At 71.0% G+C, this 19525-nt stretch carries 7 protein-coding genes; 2 read left to right on the forward strand and 5 right to left on the reverse strand.

What is annotated here, in order from left to right; all coding sequences use genetic code 11:
* Nucleotides 1-6: 6 nt before the first annotated feature.
* The 4 genes from VT85_RS06235 to VT85_RS06250 all read right to left on the reverse strand — a co-directional run bounded on the left by VT85_RS06235 (nucleotide 7) and on the right by VT85_RS06250 (nucleotide 16316).
* Entirely contained in the window at nucleotides 7-6708 is a 6702-nt protein-coding gene (locus VT85_RS06235) for a beta-ketoacyl synthase N-terminal-like domain-containing protein (protein WP_068412086.1), read from the reverse strand.
* Nucleotides 6705-13595, reverse strand: coding sequence for a type I polyketide synthase (locus tag VT85_RS06240; RefSeq protein WP_068412088.1), 6891 nt, complete (start codon nucleotides 13593-13595; stop codon nucleotides 6705-6707). Before VT85_RS06240 ends, VT85_RS06235 begins: the two co-directional genes overlap by 4 nt.
* A 119-nt stretch (nucleotides 13596-13714) precedes the next feature.
* Nucleotides 13715-15292, reverse strand: a complete 1578-nt coding sequence (locus VT85_RS06245; protein WP_231871463.1) for a PfaD family polyunsaturated fatty acid/polyketide biosynthesis protein — start codon at nucleotides 15290-15292, stop codon at nucleotides 13715-13717.
* Nucleotides 15293-15599: 307 nt separating this feature from the next.
* Nucleotides 15600-16316 (reverse strand): class I SAM-dependent methyltransferase, encoded by a 717-nt coding sequence (locus VT85_RS06250; protein ID WP_068421502.1) that lies wholly within the window; start codon nucleotides 16314-16316, stop codon nucleotides 15600-15602.
* A gap of 274 nt (nucleotides 16317-16590) precedes the next feature.
* On the opposite strand from VT85_RS06250, the gene VT85_RS06255 reads away from it, so the two are divergent.
* Nucleotides 16591-17802, forward strand: coding sequence for a cysteine desulfurase family protein (locus VT85_RS06255; protein ID WP_197491126.1), 1212 nt, complete (start codon nucleotides 16591-16593; stop codon nucleotides 17800-17802).
* Between the two features lie 90 nt (nucleotides 17803-17892).
* The gene (locus VT85_RS06260; protein ID WP_068412092.1) at nucleotides 17893-18222 is read left to right on the forward strand and encodes a HesB/IscA family protein; all 330 of its coding nucleotides are present in this window, start codon (nucleotides 17893-17895) and stop codon (nucleotides 18220-18222) included.
* A gap of 139 nt (nucleotides 18223-18361) precedes the next feature.
* Here the strand turns inward: VT85_RS06260 and VT85_RS06265 are convergent, their stop codons facing one another.
* Nucleotides 18362-19492 (reverse strand): hypothetical protein, encoded by a 1131-nt coding sequence (locus tag VT85_RS06265; protein ID WP_068412094.1) that lies wholly within the window; start codon nucleotides 19490-19492, stop codon nucleotides 18362-18364.
* Between the last annotated feature and the right edge of the window lie 33 nt (nucleotides 19493-19525).

The following is a 19525-nucleotide window of genomic DNA, read 5'->3' on the forward strand; positions in this document are numbered from 1 at the left end:
GGTCGATCACTCGGAGCGTGCGTCGAGCGTGTAGCCGGTCATCTGATAGATCACCTTGCCGTCGACGGACAGGAGCCCGTCGGCCGTCACCCGGCGCCGAGCGTCGTCGACGCCGGTGATCCACGCCTGCGTCGTCACGAGACGGCTGGTGGGAGTGATCTGGCCCCGGTAACTCCAACCGTGCTCCGCGCCGATGCCGGGCGAGTCGAACACGGCGCGCGCATCCACTCCCCAGCGCGCTTCAGCAAAGACTTTAAGGAGTTGCAGGAGCGATTCCAAGCCCAATGACCCGGGCCAGACCGGATCGCCCAGGAAATGGGCCTCGAAGAACCAGGCGGACGGATCGACGTCCGTCTCCCCCTCGACGAATCCCAGGCCGCGAGGCCCCCCGCTCGCCGAGAGCGCCGTGATCCGGTCGACCATCCGCCAGCGGCGGTCGGGCAGGGGGGCCCGATCGGGCGTCGGGAACGGCTGGAAGGCCGCCCGCTCCTCGGCCGTCGGCGCGTACGGCGACGCCTCGCGGACGCCGACCTGATCGGCCAGGGCCTGGAGACGGAAGAAGCCGAAATAGGTCTCGCCGTCGAAGACGACCCCCTCGCGGTCCCGGACGCTCATCTCATAGTGCTGGATGATCATCCCGGCCGAACGGTTGATCTTCGTTACCTTGGCCGTCGTGGTCAGCAGCCCGCTGTTACGGTCGACGATCCGATGCTGTCGCGACTTCCCGCCGAGGTTCCGGAACTTCAGGGGTTCGTCGCTCAACAGGGCCGAGCCCATGAAGGCCGAAATGAACCCGCAGGACTGGAGGGCCGTCTCGATCAGGACACCGTACGGCACGTGGGGCTGGCGATCGGCCTCGAAATACCAGGCGTCGGCGGGGACGAGGTACTCGACCTCGGCCGTCGTCCCTTCCACCTGCTCCCACGGCGTCCCCTGGACGACGGTCGCCCGGTCCAGGAACTGATACGGCGGGCGCGGCAGGCGGGCGATGAACCGGCCCTCGTCGAACGGCCGGTAGCGGTCGCCGAAGCAGTCGGACGGACGGCCGTCGGAGAACGCGAGGATCTGATTCTTCTCGTAGACGAGCGTCGGGCCGGTCGTCAGCGCCGGGGCGGTCGAGCGCACCCGATCCCAGCGAGCCTCGATCTCCTCGCGGCCGGTCCCGGCGAGGCGAAGCGCCATGTCGGTGATCTCGACGATCGGCTTGCCGTCGGCGTACATGAGCGCGTCGGCGATCGCGAACGGCTCGGGACCGTAGCCCAGCTCCTTGATCGTCACTTCATAGGTCACGACCCGGGTCGTCTCCGTGACCTGCCCGCGACAGCGAAGGCGGTTGGCGACGCCCGTCAGCGGTTCGAAGCGGACGCGGTCGGCGTCGCCGACCCAGCCCATACGCATCAGGAAGATCCGGAACGTGTGCAGGCAGCACTCGTACATGAGAGTGCCCGGCATCACGCGGTCGTCCACGAAGTGGCAGACGATGAACCAGTCGTCGGGGTGGACGTCGGCCTCGGCGCGGATCAGGCCCAGGCCGAAGCGCCCCCCCTCCGGCTCGAGCGCCTCGACCCGATGCACCAGCGTCATCATCCCTCCCGGCAGCCGTTGCGGGCGGGGGAGATCGAGTCGATCGAAGGGCTCGCCGAACGCCCCGGCGAGATCCCCGGCGCGGAGGGCGTCGACCTGGCTCCGGTCGAGCTTGCAGGCGGCGGGCGGGGCCAGCTCTCGCCAGTCCGCGGGGCGCTTGCCGGCGATCGGCAGGGCATCGAGCGGCCGGGGTACGACCCCCTTGCCCGCGGCCAACGCCTCGGCCGAGAAGAAACCGGCGCAGCCGCCGCGCATCGTCAGCAGCGGCCGGCCGTCGACGGTCCCGTCGAATTCGAACCGGAACAGGTGAGTCTCCCCCTGGCGGAAGAAATCTGTGATCCGAATGTCGTATCGGATCACGTCGCCCGGGCCGGGCAACTCCGAATGGAAGGTCACCGTCGCGTCGAGGAGGCGATAGACCGACAGCCCCTTGGTGATGAAGTCGATCCCCAGCCAGCCGGAGAGGAACAGGTCGGCCTGGCCCGCCTCGATCGCCACGCACGAGGCGATCCGGCCGGCGTCGAGATACCAGCCGTCGTGCAAAACGTCGTGCTCGGTCACGACCCGCGCGGCCGACAACGTGAACTGCGTCCCCTCGATGGTCACCACCCGGTCGACGAGCATCAAGGGCTCGTCTGGCAGCCGAACCCGCGTCGGATAGGAATCGACCTCGGCGAAGCGGGGGCCGAGGACCGCCGCGATCGAGCCGATGGCGTATTCCATGCATTGCTCGCGGTCCAGGGCCACGTCCTCGCGACGCTGCGGAGGAGCGACGGCCGCCGCCACGGGAGCCGGGGGCGGCGGGGGAGCGACGGGCGTCTCGACCACGACGCTTCCCGCCTCAGCGCCGCCGATCAGCTCGAGCGCGACGGCGACCTGACGGGCCATCGTCTCGGAATACGACCGCGAGAGCCGCAGGAACGCCTCATGCGCATCGGCCGAGGCCTGCTGCGTCTCGACGTGGCTGCGAGTCATGGGAGTAAGGCTCGGGGTCGCGACGATGGGGTGGGGCATAATGGATGCAAAACTCGCGGCGAAGACCGGGGCGGGGGACGATTCGACGAAGACCGAGACGGGGGAGGGGTCGACGCAGACCGAGACGGGCCGGAACTCAGGCTGGGCCTCGATCTCAGGCTCGGATTCCGGTTCGGGCACGGACGCGGAAGGCCGCGCGGCGGCCGGCGGATCGGGGTAGCGGTTCGGCAGGTCCGGACGCTCGACGACGATCTCCGGCGCGCTCGCGCCGGTCGACACGGCGGGAGCTTCCGCCTCGCGGTCGTAGAGGAGATCGAGATTCACGGGGACGCCGGCCGCGATCAGCGCGCCGAGCGCCCTCAGGACGGACGAGAGGACGCCGCCGTCGGCCTCGTCGGCCGAGACGGCCAGGTGCGGGCGGTCTTTGAGGATGCGGCCGACCAGGCGCGTGCAGGCCGAGCCGGGCCCCATGTCCACGAACACGCGGGCGCCCTGCTCGTAGGCCTTCTCGACGACGACCGGGTAGTCGATCTGACGCGACGCCTGGGCCGTGATGGCGGCGGTCGCCGTGCCGTGGTCGGGGTGGTAGCCGGTCCCCCAGACGCCGCTGTAGAACGTCACGTCGGCGACGGGCGACGTCCTAAGATCATGGAGCGCCCGGTAGGCCGGTTCGGCGTCGACGCCGATCGGGCAATGGACCGTGCTCACCGTGGGCAGGGGCAGGAACGGGCATCGCAGCGCGTCGATGACCCGGCGGACGCTCTCGCCCCGGCCGCCGATGACCACCTCGTCGTCGGCGTTGCGGATCAGGACGTAGACGCGCGACTCGTCGCCGATCGCCGCTTCGACCTGCTCGCGCGATCGAGGGACGATCGCGGCGACCCAGTCGACCTCCTCGTCGTCGGCCAGCCCCCACAGACGACGAGCGCCCAGGCACGGACCGGCGAGTTCGGTCGAGAAGAGGGGCGATTCCCGGAGCCTGCGCGTCATCTCGTCGCGGTCGGACCACGCTCCGAGCGACACCAGCGCCGCCGACTCGCCCAGGCTGTAGCCGACGGCCGCGGAGGGCCGGACCCCCAGCTTCAGGAACAGCGACGTCATCAGGGCGCCGACCGAGATCTGCCCCAGGATGACCGGCCGATGGTCCTCGGAACCGACGGCGCGTCGACCGTTCCACCAGGTCTCCGGGACGATCTGATCGCGCGCGGTCGTAAAACGAGATTCCAGCTCGCGGGCCAGTTCGGGCCAGGTCGCCGACAGCTCGGCGCCCATGTCGGGGTACGCCGCGCCGAGGCCGGGATAGGTGAAGGCCACCTGCGGCGGGCCGTCCCACGCCGCCGAGGGTTCGAACACCTCGAAGCTCGCGGGCCGCGACCTCACGACCGCTCGCGCCGGCCTGGCGCCGTCGCGAGCCTCGGCGACGGCCTCCGCCAGCGAAGCCGCGTCGGCCGCGATCAACGCCAGCGCCGGGCCGCTCCCGGCGGACGCCCGCGCGGCGGCCCACCACGACGCGGCCAGGTCCTCGATCGGTCGATCCGGCCCGGCGGCGATCAGGGCCGCCAGTTCGTCGAGCCGCGACCGTCGCGCCGCGGGGTCCTCGCCGAAGACCGGAAAGAGCGCGAGCCGCGCCGGACCGAGGGGTCGCGTACGCGGATCGGCTTCGCGCTCAACGCCCTGCAAATCGAGGGTGCGGGCGGCACCGTCGAGCCCTCGTATGCGGACGCGGGCAGTTCGGGGGCCGTCCTCGCGGTTGCGGACCCAGTAACTCGGATCGCGGGTGAGGATTTCGTCCTCGTCCGCGGACCATCGCCCGCTGGGCGGGACGATCCCCTGGTCGATCGCCAGGATGGCCTCGGCGACCGTCGCGAGCCCCTCCGCCGCGCCGGTCCAGCCGAGGGCGGGACGCGGGGCGTCGATGACGACCGTCGGCCCTTCATGAGCCCCGCCGAGTTCCCCGACGACGGCGTAGATCCGGTCTCCGTCCCGGAGGGCGTCGGAACGTCGCTTGAGGACGAGTGCGACGGCGCATTCGCCGGATCGGAATTCTTCCTCGCCCTGCCCGAGCCCGGCCGCGACAGCCAGGCGACGGGCCGCTACGGCCGTGCGGGGGTCGGCGACGAGGTCCACGGCCCCGACGACGGCCGAATCGAGTTCGCCGCGATCCAGCCAGTCGGCGGCGATGCGGAGGGCGTCGAGTCCCGATCCCTCGTCGCTCGATACGCTGAAGCTGGGCCCCCCGATGCGGAACTCGCGGGCGACCCGACTGGCGACCAGGCCGCCGAGCGACCCCATCGTCCGGTTCGCCGTGAGCGCCGGCTGGATCGCGTCGCACGCGTCGGAGATCCAGGCCTCCAAATCGGCTTCGGACAGGTTCCAGCCCTGCTCGACGTTCCAGGTCGGGGCCCGCGACGCCAGCCACCAGCGAAGGTGGTAGTTCGTCGTGTTCGGGTCCAGGCCCAGGCCCACGATCACCCCGCAACGGAGCCCGGATTCGGCGGGGCCGCCGGCGTCGGCGATCGCTTCGGCGGCGACCTGGAGCAGGACCGACTGCTGGAGCAGCATGGCTTCCAGCTCGACCGGGGGGATGCGGAAGCGGCCGATCCGCAGCCGGAGGGCGTCGACCACGCCGTCCGGCTTGGAGCTTTCGGACGAACCAGGTCCGATCCCGCCCAGGACGCCTTGCTGGAAGGCGTCGCGCCCGGGAGTCTTTCCGTAACGCGCCGACAGGCCCACGACGGCGACGGGCTCGGGCGCGACCGGCGAGACGGGAGCAACCGACCCCGATCCCGTCCCGGTCCATTCTTCGATCAGGGCGTGCGCATTGATCCCGCCGAAGCCGAAGCCGCTGATCGCCGCCCGCCGGGGTCGGCCCGATTCGGGCTCGGCCCAGGGCTCGGCCGATTGGAGGACGCGGAACGGACTCCCCTCAAGCGCGATCCGAGACGAGGGGGCACGATGGTTGGCGGTGGGAGGCTTCGTACGATTGCGGAGCGCGAGCAGGACCTTGAGCAGCCCGGCCGCGCCGGCGGCCGTCAGCGCGTGCCCCGTATTCGACTTCACCGATCCCAGGACGCAACCGGCCGGCCGCGACGCGCCTGCGAGGTCGGCCCAAAGCGCGCGCAGGCTCTCGAACTCGACGGCGTCGCCGACGGGCGTGCCGGTCGCGTGGCATTCGATCAGGTCGACCTCGTCGGGCGACCAGCCGGCCTGGTCGTAGGCCGAGCGCATGGCCCGGAGCTGGCCCTCGCTGCTGGGGGCGAGCAGGTCGCCGGCCACGTCGTTGGAGATCCCGACGCCCCGGATCACGCCCAGGATCGAGTCTCGCTGACGGATCGCGTCGTCGAGCCGCTTGAGGACGAACAGGCCGGCGCCTTCGCCGACGATCAGGCCGTCCCCGTCGGCGTCGAACGGCGCCGCGCGGCCCCGGGGCGAGAGAGCGCGGAGCTGCGAGAAGCCCATCTGGGTGTAGAGGGCGTCCGGCCGCGAGACGCCGCCGGCGAGCATCGCGTCGGCCCGGCCAGAGTTCAACTCGTCGCACGCCAGCTTCAGCGCGTAGAGCGACGAGGCGCAGGCGGCGTCCAGCGTGTAGGCGACCCCGCCCAGGCCCAGGGCATCGGCCACCAGCCGGGCCGGAGCCCCGGCCGGGAACGCGTTGCGCGGCTCGAACGCTTCCGGCTCCATCCGCGCGACGCCGAGCGCCTGCTCGACGTCCCGCCCGATCGTGGCCCGAGTCAGCGCCGAGGTCGTCGCGGTCGGGAGGACGATGTGACCGAAGACCACGCCGACCCGCGCGCGATCGAGCCCGTCGGTCCTCGCCGATCGCCAGGCCCCGACCGCCGTGCGCAGGGCCAGGCGGAAGGCGGGGTCGAGCCGGGCGACCAGGGCCGGGTCGACGGCGAGGCCGTCGCAGTCGACTTCGAGCGCCTCGTCGTCCAGGAATCCGCCGCGCGTGGTGTAGACGCGGTCCGGGCGGCCGACGGTCGGGTCGAAGGCCCGATCGGCGTCGAGCAGCCAGCGGCCGGGGGGGAATTCGGTCGTGGCGTCGCGACCCTCGGCGACGAGTCGCCAGAAGCCGTCCGGGTCGCGCGCCCCCGGGAAGGCCGCGTCGAAGCCTACGATCGCCACGCCGTCGTTTCGTCGCTTGTTCATCGCGGGTTCGCAGCCGCCCGAGGGTGAGCCAGTCGGTTTTTGCGGAACGCCTGATCGAGCGAGGCGTCGATCACGCATTCGTAACCGTCGATCCGAGCGACCAGCTCGCCGTCGGCGTCCTGGAATTCGACGTCCGCCACCGCCCGGTGATCGCTCGCCTGCCTCACCGAGAGGACGACGCGGACCCCGTCGCTCGGGAATCGGCGCCGGAACTGGCGATAGGAGCCCACGGCCGTCGGCAGCGAATTGGCGTTCGACCGCCGCCGGCACCAGAGCACCATGACCTGAAACGCGGCGTCGACCGCCAGGGGGTCCGTCAGCCACTCCCGCCGCAAGGGCCGCGCGATCCACTCCGCCGGGGCGGGGGAGGTCGCGACCCAGGCCGCGATCGCCCGGTCGTTGCAACCCTCGATCCGTTCCAGAGCCTGCATAGCCGGCCCGTGGAACAGGATCCGCTCATAGATGGACTTGCGATCCTCGTCCATCTGCGAGAGCGGCCCCTCCGCCAGGTTCCGAACCCCGTCGCCATGCCGCTCGGCCAGTGTGACGAGCGCCCTGGCGTGGACGACCTCGCGCCCCTCGCCGAGCGTCCCGCGCATCTCCACCGGGACGATCAGCGAGCCTCCCCGCTGCTCCCCCTTGCCCGCCCGCAACGAGACCGGGGCCGGTCGGTGATCCCGAAGGACGACGCCCTTGAACAGACGAAGGTCGTCGAGCCCTTCGACGACGAGGCCCGGATGCCGGTGCACGGCGGCCTCGCAGAGCCATTCCATGATCAGGGCCATCGGAAGGACCGCGTGGCCGTCGATCACGTGGGACTTGAGCACCGGGAACGCCTCGACGTCGATCAGTCGATCGAAGACCGGTCGCAGGTCGGGCTCGAAGTCGTCGACCGCGGCCGGCGGCTCCACGTACGCCCCGGGCGCCTCCGTCGACGCCGGGGACGGCCCCGACGGCGGCGGGTCGGCCAGCACGACGACCTCGACGGGGTTCTCGCGAGACTCCTGGATCTCAAGAGCCACGAGCTCCGCCCCCTCGGCCATTGGGATCAGTCCCAGGCCCTCGCGTTCGAAGACGGCGCGAAGCGAGGGCGTCACCATGCCCCCGTCCCAGGGTCCCCAGTTGAACGCCACCACGCGGCAATCCGGCAGCCGGCGGGCCTGCACCTGAGACCACTTGTTGAGCACCTCGTTGGCCGCCGCATAGGCCACCTGGCCGAGCCGGCCGAAGCGGGCCGTGGACGAGGAGAAGACCGCGATCGCCCGTAGGGCGGTCGGATCGAGCGCCTCGAAGACCGAGGCCAGGCCGTCGACCTTGGTGCCGTAGACCATGTCGAACTGGGCGTCGGTCTGGTCTTCGATTCGACGGTCGGCGAGGACTCCGGCGGCGTGGACGAAGCCCCGGACGGGACCGCAGCGGCCTTCGGCCCGCTCGATCGCCCCCCGCACGGCCGCGCGGTCGCGGACGTCGACGGACTCGTAGATCGCCTCGGAGCCGGCCTCGCGGATCCGCCGGAGCGTCTCCTCGATCTCGCGTCGGGCGAGGACGAGACGGGCCTGCTCGTTGACCTTCTGCGGGGTCGTCGGCTCGTGGGTGTGGCGGAGGATCGCCGTGCGGATCGCGGGTTCGTCGACCGCGCGGGCGAGCCAGGCCGGCTCGGGGCCGGTCGGGGCCGAGGTCCGACCGAGCAGCAGCAGGGTGGGCTGGTACGACTTCGCCAGCGCGACGGCCGCCTCGGCGGCGATGCCCCGCGCCCCCCCCGTGATCGCGACCAGATCGCCGCGATCCAGGACCGGACGGCGGCGGTGGTTGCCCGAGGTCGACTCGACCCGTTCGAGCACGATCTCCCGGGTTCCTTGCGACGAGATCCCGACCTCGACCGGCCCGCGACGGAGCAGTTCCTCGACGATCGCCCTGGCTGCGGCGTCGACGTCGGCGTAGTCGCACGCGAGGTCGACGGCCTTGCAGCTCACCTCGGGCCATTCGTGGCCCGCCGTCTTCGCCAGCCCCGCCAGTCCCCCCGCGATCGGATCGATCGACGTATCGAGGCCGTCCAGCCCGAACCGGCCGTCGAGTCGCGAGATCGTCAGCAAGGCCGACGGCGAACGCCTTCGGAGCTTCGGCCCGACCGACCGGAGCAGCCGGAACGCACGCTTCAGTGCGGCCGAATCGAATCCGACGGCCGGCACCGCCACGATCAGGGCGTCCGGGACGCCCGCGGCGAGCGCCTCGTCGGTTTCTTCCCACTCGATGAGACGAACGCGATATCCGCGACCGACCAGTTCCGCCTTGATCGCCGGCGTGAGCGTCGAATCCTCATTCGTGATCCAGACCTCCGCGCCCGAAGCGAAGGCGAGGCCCTCGCGACGATCCGGCGAGACCAGGGCGCGAGCCCGCGCCGAGAGCCGCTCCAGCCGGGCTGAGGAGGTCGGAACGCCGGCGTCGGCGGCCACCTCCACGACGACCGAAGGGACGGGAGCGGAAGCCGGAGCCGGGGCGATCGTCGTGGTCACGGTCGCGGCCGCGCCGGCGCCGAGGAGGGCGACGATGTCGCGGAGGGTGTGGATCGAGCCCAGCTGGTCCGGGCCGATCGCCGGCGTCCCCGGCAGCCGGTCCTGCAGCGCCGAGAGGATCTCGACCCGCTTGATCGAGTCGATCCCCAGGTCGGCGTCGAGCTGCATGTCCAGCTCCAGCATCTCCACCGGATAGCCCGTCTTCTCCGACACCACCGACAGCAGCGTCTCCGCCACCGCCGGGCCGGCCGAAGCCTGAACCGGCGCGGGCGCCGGAGCCGGGGCGGTCGTCACGGTCGCGGTCGCGGTCGCGGTCGCGGCCGCGCCGGCGCCGAGGAGGGCGACGATGTCGCGGAGGGTGTGGATCGAGCCCAGCTGGTCCGGGCCGATCGCCGGCGTCCCCGGCAGCCGGTCCTGCAGCGCCGAGAGGATCTCGACCCGCTTGATCGAGTCGATCCCCAGGTCGGCGTCGAGCTGCATGTCCAGCTCCAGCATCTCCACCGGATAGCCCGTCTTCTCCGACACCACCGACAGCAGCGTCTCCGCCACCGCCGGGCCGGCCGAAGCCTGAACCGGCGCGGGCGCCGGAGCCGGGGCGGTCGTCACGGTCGCGGTCGCGGTCGCGGTCGCGGCCGCGCCGGCGCCGAGGAGGGCGACGATGTCGCGGAGGGTGTGGATCGAGCCCAGCTGGTCCGGGCCGATCGCCGGCGTCCCCGGCAGCCGGTCCTGCAGCGCCGAGAGGATCTCGACCCGCTTGATCGAGTCGATCCCCAGGTCGGCGTCGAGCTGCATGTCCAGCTCCAGCATCTCCACCGGATAGCCCGTCTTCTCCGACACCACCGACAGAAGGGCGGGGCCGGCGTCCGGGCCGGGCGCGACGACCGGCGTCGCGACCGCGCGAGCAGGAGCGGAGACAGGCTTCGCGGCGGGGGCGGGCTCGATGCGGCGGGTTTCGGCCTTGGGCGGCTCGGGACGGGCGGCGACGGGCGTCGTCGGGACGACGGGCGCGACCGCGACGACCGGCGCGGGCTTCGAGACCGGCGGGGCCGGGATGGCGACGGGCTCGACGGTTCGAGCCGTCGCGTGGGTCGGGGCGACCGACGGAGCCGGTTGTCCCGTCGTGGGGGCGCCGGCCAGGTGGAGCCGCTGTTCCAGAAGGGTCTGGAAGGTCCGCTGGGCGGTTTCCTGACCTTCAAGGAACTGCTGATGCAGGCGGGCCGTCTGCTGCGCGAGTTGCTGAAGCGCGACCAGATGGTCCTGGGTCTGCTGGAGCGCCGCGGCCATTCCCGCGGAGGGCGCCGGCTGCGGCTCCGGCCGTCGAGGCGCGACAGCGGCGGGGACCGCCGCGTGGTCGTGATCGTGGGCGTGGCCGTTGCCGTTCGTCGAGGCGGTGGGGAGGCGGTCGGGGGCGTTCATGGTCCGCTCGAAGGAGGGTCGTGGCTGGGATGTCCGGGTCGTCGGGGCCGGTGCGTCGTCGCGCGGCGACGGCCGCTCGATCGAAACGGCCGCACGGGGGGAATGGCCGTGAGGGGCGGGCGTCTCCACGGGCCCAGCGGCGGCGGCGGCCTTCGCGACCGGCCGGGGAGGCTCGGCCTTACGCTTCGGGGCCGGGTGCGCTCCGCAGACCGGCACGGTGAGGCCGGGACGCTTGCCGGCGACGGCGGGGACGAAATCTCCGTCCCAGACTGCAAGGTCGACCGGGCGGCCCGACGCGGCGACGGCCGCGAGCGCCAGGGCCAGGCCGACGAGGCCGTTCGCCTCGCGTGAGGAGTCCGTCGCCACCGCGGCGTGGTCGTGTCCGTCGAGGATCGAGCCGACGAGCCCGCTGAGCTTGGCGTCGGGACCGACTTCGACGAACAGCCTCGCCCCGTCGCGGTGCATCGCCTGGATCATGGCGGTGAATTCGACCGGCTGGGCGAGCTGGTCGGCGAGCAGTTCACGCGCCGCCTCGGCCGGGGCCGGGTAAGCCTCCCCGGTCGCGTTGGCGAAGGTCGGGACGTCCGAGGGTCCGAAGGTCACGGCGTCCAGGACGTCGCGGAAGGGCTGGCGGGCGTCGGCCACGAACCGGCTGTGGAAGGCCGCCGAGACGGGCAGGCGCTTCGTGCTGAGCCTGGCCTCGCGAAGCACGGTTTCCGCCCGGGCGATCTCGTCCACCGGCCCGGAGATGACGCACTGGAGCGGGGCGTTCTTGTTGGCGACGACCACGTCGAGGGCGTTCTGGCGGATGAGTTCCTCCAGGCGGGCGGCGGGGGCGAACGCGGCCAGCATCGCGCCGGCGTCGCGACCGTCTCGCCGGCCCATCAACGACCCTCGTTCGGCGGCGAGCCGCAGCATCGAGGGGGCGTCGACCCGTCCCGAGGCGTGCAAGGCGGAGAGCTCGCCGAAGCTGTGTCCGCCGGTCAGGTCGGGGCGGATCCCGAAATCCTCAAGGATTCCGAGCAGTCCCAGGGAGACCGCGCCGATGGCCGGTTGGGCGAACCGGGTGTCGCGAAGCCGCTCGTCGTCCCGCTTCCTCCCCTCGTCCGTGAAGCTTGGCGCGGGGAAGATCCGCTCGCTCAGCCGGGCGCCGTCGAGTGCTGGGGCGGTCTCACGGTCGGCCAGTTCGAGTGCGGAGAGCATGCGGGGGAAGCGGCAGGCCAGGTCGCGTCCCATGCCGACGTACTGCGATCCCTGACCGGGGAACAGGAAGGCCAGCCGTCCGGCCGCGGGGCCTTTCCCCAGGAAGACTCGCTTCGAGGGACGGGCCGTCGGGCCCGCCAGGCGTTCGATGGCTTCGGCGAGGAGTGCGGTCGGTTCGGTCTCGCCGCGACGAGCCACGATGAGGAGCCGCTGAGCATGGTCGGCCCGGAAGGTCGAGCGGCTCCGCGCCGCTTCGGCCCGGAGCTCGCCCCAGGTCGTCGCCTCGGTCCAGGCGGGGAGGGCGGCGGCGAGCGTCTTCGGGTCGTCGGCCGAGTAGGCGAGGATCTGGACGTCGCCGCCCCAGTCGACGCCCGGTCGATCGGGCCGGGCCTCCTCCAGGACGCAGTGGAAGTTGCTGCCGCCGAAGCCGAAGGCGCTGACGGCCGCGCGGCGGGGATGGTCCGCCGGGGCGACCCAGGGTCGGTTGTCGGTGTTGACGTAGAAGGGCGAATCCTCGGCCGCCAGGAGGTCGACGGGGCGATCGACCTTGATCGTCGGCGGCAGGACCTTGTGGTGCAGAGCCAGGGCCGCCTTGACGAGCCCCGCCGCCCCCGCCGCCGCCTTGGTGTGGCCGATTTGCGACTTCACCGAGCCCAGGGCGCACGACCGGGCCCCGGCCCCCGCACCCCGGAAGACCTCCTCCAGCGCCTCGACCTCGATGCCGTCGCCGACCCTGGTGCCGGTGCCGTGGGCCTCGATCAGCCCGACGGTCTCCGGGGCGATCCCGGCCTGGTCGTAGGCCCGTCGCAGGGCCTTGACCTGTCCCGCCGCCTTGGGGGCGTAGATCGCCTGGCCGCCGCCGTCGCTCGAGGTCCCCATCGAGCGGATGACGGCGTAGATCCGGTCGCCGTCGCGCTCGGCGTCGGCAAGCCGCTTCAGCACCAGGATGCCCAGGCCTTCGCCCAGGATCGTCCCGTCGCCGTCCGCGGAGAACGGCCGGGCGTCCCCCGTGGGCGAGAGCGCCGGGGTCTTGCTGAAGCACATATACATAAAAATATCATTGAACGTATCGAGGCCGCCGGAGAGGGCGACGTCGCAGCGTCCGGAGGCCAGCTCGTGGAGCGCCAGGTTCACCGCGCCGAGCGAGCTCGCGCAGGCGGCGTCGACGACGCAGTTCGAGCCGCCGAGGTCCAGCTTGTTGGCGATCCGGCCGGCCGCGACGTTCCCCAGCAGGCCCGGGAACGAGGCCTCCTGCCAGCCGACGTAGGAGTCGGAGATCCGCCGCACGACGTCCTCGGCCGTGCCGGCCTCGACCCCCGCCTCGGCGAGCGCCCGCCGCCAGATTGGATGTCCCAGCCGGGCGCCCAGGGGGATGACCAGCTCCAGCGTGCCGGTCACGCCCAGGATGACGCTGGCGCGGTCGCGGGCGAAGTCCCGCCCCCCCGCGCCGTAGCCGGCGTCTTCCAGGGCCTTCCGCGCCACCAGCAGGCCCAGGAGCTGGGTCGTGTCGGTCGCCTCGACGGCGTTGGGGGAGACCCCGAAATCCAGGAGCGGGAAGTCGACCGGCGAGAGGAATCCGCCCCGGTGGGCGTAGGTGCGGTCGGCCGCCTTGGGGTCGGCGTCGAAATAGTCCTCGGGCCGCCAGTGGGTCTCCGGGACGTCGATGACGGCGTCCAGCCGGTCGCGGATGTTGGACCAGTAGCGCTCGAGGTCTTCGGCCATCGGGAACAAGCAACCCATCCCGATGATGGCCACCGGAACGGGAGGCGGGGAATCGGCCTGAGTCAAGTCACTTCCCTTTCGAGCGTCGATGCGGGCCGGGTGGGGAGATCTCAGTCGTCCGGGCGTGGTGCGGGCGAGGTCGGGGCTCTATGTTAAAGATCCGACCCCAGCTTCTCAATCTCTTCACGCGGCAGCGGGGCCAAACGGGGCGAGCCGTCGGGGACGACGACCCCTTGCATCGCGGCGGTTCGGGCCCGGAGCAGCACCGCCGCGTTGTGGAGCAGGTTCAGGGCGACGTCGGCCGCGCGACGATTCTCGGGCTTCTCGAGGAACGTCCCGCGCGTCCAGTCGTTGAAGGCGGCCATGGCCGGGCCGCACCAGATCTGGTAGTCCACCGCCCGCGACGGCTCGCCGACGTTCGCCCAGTGCGAGGACTGGCCGAGATACCAGCGGAACACCAGCGCCATCTTGTACTTGGCGTCGGCCTCCGCCTTGGCGATCTGGGCCGGGTCGCGGCGGGCGAAGAAGGCCCGGGTCTGCTCCCAGACCTCGGGCAGCGGGATGCGGAAGAGGGTCTTCTCGAGCGTCGCGCGGTCGGCGTCGGGGATCGATTCCAGGCGGTCGTAGGCTCGATAGTATTCGTAGAGCTTGGCGGCCCGCATGGCGAACATGGTCCCACGCTTGAGGACCTGCACCTTGACCCCCATCTCGAACATGTCGGCGGCGGGGGCCATGGCGATGTCGGCCTGCTGGGCCTGGGAGAGCATCGTGCGGACGACGTCGGAGGTGCCGGCCTCCACGCAGGCTTGGTTGACGGAGCCCGTCACCAGGTAGCCCGCACCCATCGCGAGCGCTCCGGCCGCCGCCCAGGGGGTGGAGATCCCCCCCGCCGCGCCGATGCGCAGCCGCCGGTCGTAGCCGTACTGGGCCGCCATCCGGTCGCGGAGGGCGAGGAAGGTGGGGAGCAGGATGACCAGGGGCTGATTATCGGTGTGGCCGCCGGAATCGGCCTCGGCGGTCAGGTCGTCGGCCATGGGGATGGTCGCGGCCATCGCGGCCTGTTCGGCCGTGATCGCCCCTTGCTCGACGAGCGTCCGCAGGATCTTCTCCGGCGGGGGGGCGAGGAACCGCTGGGCGACCTCGACCCGCGACGCCTTGGCGATGATCCGATTCGGGACGACGACCCGGCCTCGCTCGTCGCGATGGATCCCCGCGACCCGGTATCGGACCACCGGCGGCGTCAGGTTGAGGAACGCGGAGGCCTCCACCAGACGGACTTGCTTCCGGAGGTAGAGGTCGACCACGGCGGACTCTATCGCCGGTTCCTGCGGGCTGTGGATCAGATTGAAACCATACGGCGCTTTGTCGCCCAAACTGCCCTGAATCCGGTCGACGGCCTTCTCGACGGCGTCCACGCCGAGCCCCGCCGCGCCGAAAATTCCGAGCATCCCGGCGCGGCCCATCGCCTCGACGAGTTCGACGGAGGCGATCCCGTTGGCCATCGCGCCGGCCAGGCAGGCGTAGCGAACGCCGTGGGCCTGGCGAAACGAGGCGTCGCCGAGGCGGTCGATCGGGCAGGGGGGGATGAAGGCGACGCGATCGGGGGTCTCGCCCCCAGGGGACTCGACGACCCGGGGCGGGCCATCATGCTCGATCGCGACGTGGACGCCTCGGCCGACCCGCCCGAGCGCTTCCTCCCAGGCCTCACGAACTGTCTCGACGCGCTGCACGATCCTGCTCCGCCTTTCGCAATGCGATGCGATCCAATCCGACGCCGGTTCGGCCCACATTTCGGCCGAGGGGCCGCGCATCCGGCGCGCAGACCCCCGCATGGGCCGTCGATGGAGAACGTCCTAATCCTCAGAGGGAACGAGCAGATATACCAGCGCGCGGCTCTCGCCGACAGGGGACATCCGCCGCCTCTATCGAGGTCGGGTGTTTCCTCAACACGACCGCGAGCCCGCCGAATCTCGCCTCGGCGGGCCCACATGGCGTCCTAAATCGATCTGGCTTGCAAAGCGAGAGACTGGCGGCGGGTCAGACCTCAGCTTCGCGAGGGGCCGTCGCCGGGGTTCGCAGGTGGAAGTGGGGCGCGGGGTAGAGCGGGGCGGGCTCGGCGGCGATCGCCTCGTTGAGGAGGAACGGGGCGGGGCCGCGGTGGACCTTCTGGGCGACGGCCTGGAAGCCGGCGCGGTCGAGGATCTCGCGGAACCGCTGGGCGGAGGCGTGGTGGACGTTGCCCTCGCGGTAGGTCACGCAGACGTCGTAGATGAACCAGCCCCAGGGGGCGTCGCGGTAGCCGTCGATCAGCAGCAGTCGCCCGCCGGGCTTCAGGACGCGGTGCATCTCCGCCACGGCCCGCTCCTGGTTCGGGTAGTGGTGGAAGCTGTTCGCGCAGGTGACGAAGTCGAACGACCCCGATGCGAACGGCAGTCGCTCGCTGTCCCCCTGGACGGGATGGACGGCGTCGGCGAGGGCCCGCCAACGGTGGGCGCCCTGCGTCAGCATGTCGGAAACGAGGTCGACCCCGACCACTCTCGCGTCGGGAATCGCCTCGCGGACCCTCGACGCGAAAACGCCGGTCCCGCAGCCCACATCGAGGATCGAGGCCGGCCGGCCCTCGGCGACCGCCCCGATCCGGCGGATCAGGGCACGATGCGAGGGGCCGAACAAAAGCCACTGGAGCACGCAGCGATCGTAGCTCTCGCTCCAGCGACCGAACTCCTCCGTCGCCTGCTTCTTGTCGTACGCCACTTCGGCCTCCCGCCGTGCCCGGCTCATTGCCAGTGGTTGGTCATCCCTGATGGGCGCGCCGGGCGGCTGGTCCGCCGTCGGCCCCCTCGCGCATCGTGGCAACCGGCTTTCTACCCGGCCCCGGAAACCGGCACAACCCGGAATTCTTCAAGGAGGTTCGGCCACGATCCGAAGGCCCGTCGCTTCCGGCGTCTTGATCCTCGGCGCTTCGGCCAGTAAGATAAAAAGTGCAGAATATGGTGCGAAAAATCCGCCCCGGGCGAGGTCCCACTCTGTGTCCAGGTCGGCCGTCTATCTCGACAATCATTCCACCACGAAACCCGATCCTCGGGTGGTCGAGGCGATGCTGCCTTATCTGACCGAGGTTTACGGCAATGCGGCGAGCGTCTCCCACCGTTTCGGCCGGGACGCGGCCGAGGCCGTGGAACGGGCCCGCGTGCAGGTCGCCGGGGCCCTCGGGGCGGCCCCTCGGGAGATCGTTTTCACTTCCGGGGCCACCGAGGCCAACAACCTGGCGATCAAGGGCGTGTTGCCGGGGCTTCGGCGTCGCGGCGATCATCTGGTCGCAACGACCGTGGAGCACAAGTCGGTCCTGGACGTGGTGGAACGTCTGGCCCGCGAGGACGATTGGAAGCTGACCCTGGTCCCCTGCGACGAGTCCGGTCGGGTGGACGCCGAGGCTGTGCGCCAGGCCCTCCGGCCCGAGACCGTCCTCGTCTCGGTCATGACGGCCAACAACGAGGTCGGCACCATCAACCCGATCCGGGAGATCGGCGCGATCTGCCACGAGCGCGGGGTCGTCTTCCACACCGACGCCACCCAGGCCGTCGGCAAGCTCGACCTGAACGTCGAAGCCGACCAAATCGACCTTCTCAGCCTCTCGGCGCATAAACTCTACGGTCCGAAGGGCATCGGCGCTTTGTACGTCCGTCGCCGCGATCCCCAGGTCCGGCTCCGGCCGCTGTTCGACGGCGGCGGCCATGAGCGCGGAATGCGAAGCGGGACGCTGGCCGTCCCTCTGATCGTCGGCCTCGGCGCGGCCGTCGAGCTGGCGATCCGCGAGCGGAGCGTGGACCTTCCCCGAATTCGAGGCCTGCGCGACCGGCTCGAAGCGGGAATCCGGGACCGCGTGTCGGACGTGACGCTCAACGGCCATCCGGTCGCCAGGCTGGACGGCAATCTCAATCTCAGCTTCGCCTACGTCGACGGCGAGGCGCTCATGATGGCGATGCGCGACATCGCCGTGAGTTCCGGCGCCGCCTGCACTTCGGCCGAGCCGGAGTCCAGCCACGTCCTCCGCGCGATGGGTCGCGACGAGGACTCGGCGCGGGCGAGCCTCCGGTTCGGCGTCGGCCGTTTCAACACCGCGGACGAGATCGATTTCGCAATCGAGCTCGTGGCGAACGCCGTCTCGACCCTCCGGCTGCACAGCGCTGCCTGGACGGCCGGGGCGGGGCGGAATTCGAGCGAACACGTTTCAGGTTGACGTCGTGGTATGATTCCCCGTGCGGAGCCATGCCGCTTCAGGTGGTTTCCGAGTCGTTCCGAGCGAGATGCAAGAAAAGGAGATCGTGCGATGGGCGTGACGCTGACCGAGAAGGCGGCCGACGAAGTCAAGAAGATCATCACCGACCAAAGCCTTCCCGAGGATACCGTTCTCCGCATCGGCGTCCAGGGCGGCGGCTGCAGCGGGTTCTCCTACAGCCTGAATTTCGACACCGACACCAGCGATCGCGACCGCATCGCCGATTACTTCGGCGTCAAGCTCGCCATCGACAAGAAGTTCGACCCCTACCTCGACGGCACCGTCCTCGACTTCTACGACGGGCTGGAGAAGCGCGGGTTCGTCTTCAACAACCCCAACGTCGTCAAGAGCTGCGGCTGCGGCTCCTCGTTCCAGGTCTGAGCTGAGCGCCCCTCGCGACGACCAGCAACCGAGGGCCGGGGGCGGCCGCAAGCCGCCCCTGGCCCTCGTCGCTTTCGAAAAGGGATGGTCGCGGCGACGCCCGGCCGCGCCCTTGCCGCGACGGCCGAGATGTGAAGAATCAAACCAACTTCCCGAGAACCCCAGGGCCTTCGGAGTCGTAGGCGGCCAGTTCCTGCGGCGTGACGCTCCAGCGGCCGGCGAGGTCCATGACGTCCTGCTCGTCGGGAGTCGTCCGATCTCCCCAATCGCCGTCCACCGTCGACTGATCGACGAACCGGCCGAAACCGAGGACCTGCTCCTCCTGGGTGAGCGGCCCCTCATCCCAGAAAACCTCGCCGTGTTCGCCGTGCCAGCCGTAGGCCCTGATGATCTCACCGTCGACCGCCCGGGCCCACCCCTGCAATTCGACGACGCGATGCGAGACGTAGAACTGGGCCTCGCCGAACCTCCGGCTCAGATCGCGCAGGAGATCGGCCAGCCGAGGATCGCCCGGTTCATGAATGGGATGTCCCAGGATGAACGTCCAGCCCAGCCCGGAGGGGGAGACGAACACGCCTCCCGGGCTGTACGGGTCCACGTCCCACTCCGCCGGCCGGGTCTCGCGGAGCCCCAGCGTCTCGGCGACGGCCGACGCATCCAGCGAATCGACGACCAGCCACCACGTCTTGTACCCGAACGTGGCCGGCGTCCCGCCGTCGACGGTCGACTGACCTGGCTTTCGAGAGGCGAAGGACCGGCCGGGCCGGGGCGTGACCAGCGGCGCGGGGAGTGGGCAACGCGATCGAAGCGACAGCAGGAGTCCGCCGATCGCCTGGGCGTCGAAATCACAGCTTTCGGTCTCGGTCGCCTCGTAAGGCTCGGCCGAGTATCCGTGAATGTCGATCCGCTCCCCCAGGTCCTTGACGGCGCAGGATCGAGACGACCGCTCCAGGATGGTCGGTGCCTTGATCCCGAGCTTCCGCAAGGCCTGAACATACGTCCCTAGGCCGTTCTCCCGGTCGAACGCGGCGGCATCGCAGGTCAGGGCCCGTTGAACGGCACGGCCCAACTCCCAGGCCGGCGGCTCCGGCCCGAGCCTGGCGATCCGGTCGTAGGTCGTCCTCCAGTTCCAGTCGGGATCGGCGACCTTCGACGGGCCTTGCGGCACCACGACCACGCCGCCGTCCAGGAAGTGCACGTTGCAACCTCGGTGGGAGAGGCCGCGCCGCTTCGCCAGGAGCGCCTCCGCCTCGGGATCATCGCTCGTCATCGCCCGACCTCCTTCACCAGATCCAGCCGTCTC

The sequence above is a fragment of the Planctomyces sp. SH-PL62 genome (assembly GCF_001610895.1).
In the GTDB taxonomy this organism is placed as follows: Bacteria; Planctomycetota; Planctomycetia; order Isosphaerales; family Isosphaeraceae; genus Paludisphaera.